A 1,912-nucleotide genomic window follows, 5' to 3' on the forward strand; every position below is an offset into this window, starting at 1 on the left:
CGCCAGTCCCACTCCACACGGCCGACCGGGCCTTCGCGGCGGGCTGCGGGCGGCTGGGGTGGGCGCAGCTTGGCCGTCTCCGCCACGCGCAGCAGGTGCGCACGGTCACCTGGCGCGGCGAGCAGTTCCTGGTCCTCGCCGGAGACGAGCCGGGTGAAGCAGGTCGCCGCTCGCAGGAAGATGCCCGCCCAGGGTGGTACGGGGTGGGTGGCGCAGCCGTCGGTGTAGCGGGCGCGGTCATGGAGGGCGAGCGTGGCCGCGGCGGTGTCGTAGTCGCGGGGGCGTGCGGTGGCGAGTTGCTGGAGGGAGGCGCCGGTGAACAGCGCGGCGGCAACGGCCGCGGCCAGGCGAGGATGTGCGGTCGCCGCGTGCAACCGGCGGGCGACTTTCTGGGTGGTGTGCTCAGTGAGAGGAACGGGCGGTGGGCGGTGCCGCCAGATGATCGGGGGCGGCGTGCACGGGTCAGCGCAGGGGCGGGGGCTGTCGTAGGAGATGAGGCGTTCCAGTGCGGGCAGGGTGAGCCACGGACCGGTCGGCCCGGCGGGCTCGTCTCCGCGTGGGGGTTCGGTGACCGGTGTGCCGTGGTAGTGGCGGCGGGCTGCGTCGAGGTCGGTGGTGAGGGAGTACTCGGCCGTCTGCAGGGCCTGGTGCAGGGCGGCGGGAAGGTGGGGGCGGTGGCAGACCAAAGTCAGGTGGATACCGGTGAGGGCACGCAGCTCCAGGAGGCGAATTGTGCGGCGGGTGGTGAGGCGGTGGGCGCGCAGGACGGTCAGCCGGGTGACGGGCAGGGCGGTCATCCAGGCGGCAGCGGCTTCCCAGGCGGGCTGACGCCCGGCGGGGAAGCGCCCGGTGAGCAGGGGCGGTTTGCCCAGAGCGGCGAGAAGGTCGTGGGCGAGGCCGGTCTCGCTGGTGGTGCCTGGGCCGGGGTGCAGAGTGATCCGGCCGGACGGCGGATGGTGGGCGGCCAGGGCGGTGTGGGTGTGGATGACGTCGTCATCGCGGTCGATGACCACGATGACGGGCGGCGACCGCGCGGCGAGAGACATGGCGGTGTGGTGGTCAGCCAAGGCGGCTGAAGGCCCAGCGCAGCAGTTCCTGATCCACGCCGGGACGGCCGGTGCGTGCCAGGGCGGTGCGGGTGTGCGCGGTCAGCTGGGCCCAGGCGCGGAAGTAGCCGTGAGCGGCGTGGCTGTCGGCGAAGGTGATGTCGTCGGGATCGGCATCGGCCCAGATGGGGTGGAACAGAGGGATGACGTCGAGGACCTCGTCGGGGGTGAGGCGGGTGAAGTGCTGCCAGATGAAGATGCGGGAAGAGAGCATCGGTTCGCGGCGCAGCACGGTGTGGCAGCCCTCCCCGCCGACGAAGATGATCGCCAGCTGGGTGGAGGGCTCGTCCCACAGGTAGCGGAAGTACTCGAACGCCTCCCCGTTGAGCCACTGTGCTTCGTCGACGAGGAAGGTGCGGGGGCGCTCGGCCAGGGCGGTCTTCAGCAGACGGTCGAATTCGCTGGGGTGGCGCGGCGGCTCGCCGGCCAGGTCGAGCGCGGTGAACAGCTCGTAGCGCACCGCTCGGGCGGTGGGACGGGCCCGGAAGGTGATCTTGCGGACGTCCTCGCCGGGTTCGAGTTCACGCAAGCAGGTGTTGACGGCGAGCGTCTTGCCGAAGCCGGCGCCGCCGTGGATACACATCATCGCGCGGGCGGCGACCGTATCGCCGATGTTCTCCCGCGCGGTGAGCAGGGCGCGGGTGGTGACCACGGAGGCGTCGGGCAGGTCGACGTACTGGTAGGTGGCCGCGGTCACGAGGCGTCTCCGTCTTCAGTGGTCTGAGCGGTCGATCCGGGCACACGCCCGGGGGCAGGTTCGGATGGGACGGGAGCAGGCCGGCCGGGTCGTCGCGCAGATCCTGACC

2 protein-coding genes are annotated in these 1,912 nt (G+C 72.1%); both read right to left on the bottom strand.

Features of this window, described 5'->3' with window-relative positions; all coding sequences use genetic code 11:
• On the bottom strand, positions 1 to 1,046 hold a 1,046-nt coding region (locus ACWFRU_RS42320; protein ID WP_453694182.1), incomplete at its 3' end, for a hypothetical protein.
• A gap of 13 nt (positions 1,047 to 1,059) precedes the next feature.
• Complete coding sequence (locus ACWFRU_RS42325) at positions 1,060 to 1,803, bottom strand: AAA family ATPase (RefSeq protein WP_453694184.1); 744 nt, start codon at positions 1,801 to 1,803, stop codon at positions 1,060 to 1,062.
• Between the last annotated feature and the right edge of the window lie 109 nt (positions 1,804 to 1,912).

It is taken from the genome of Streptomyces sp. NPDC055099 (genome assembly GCF_053607685.1).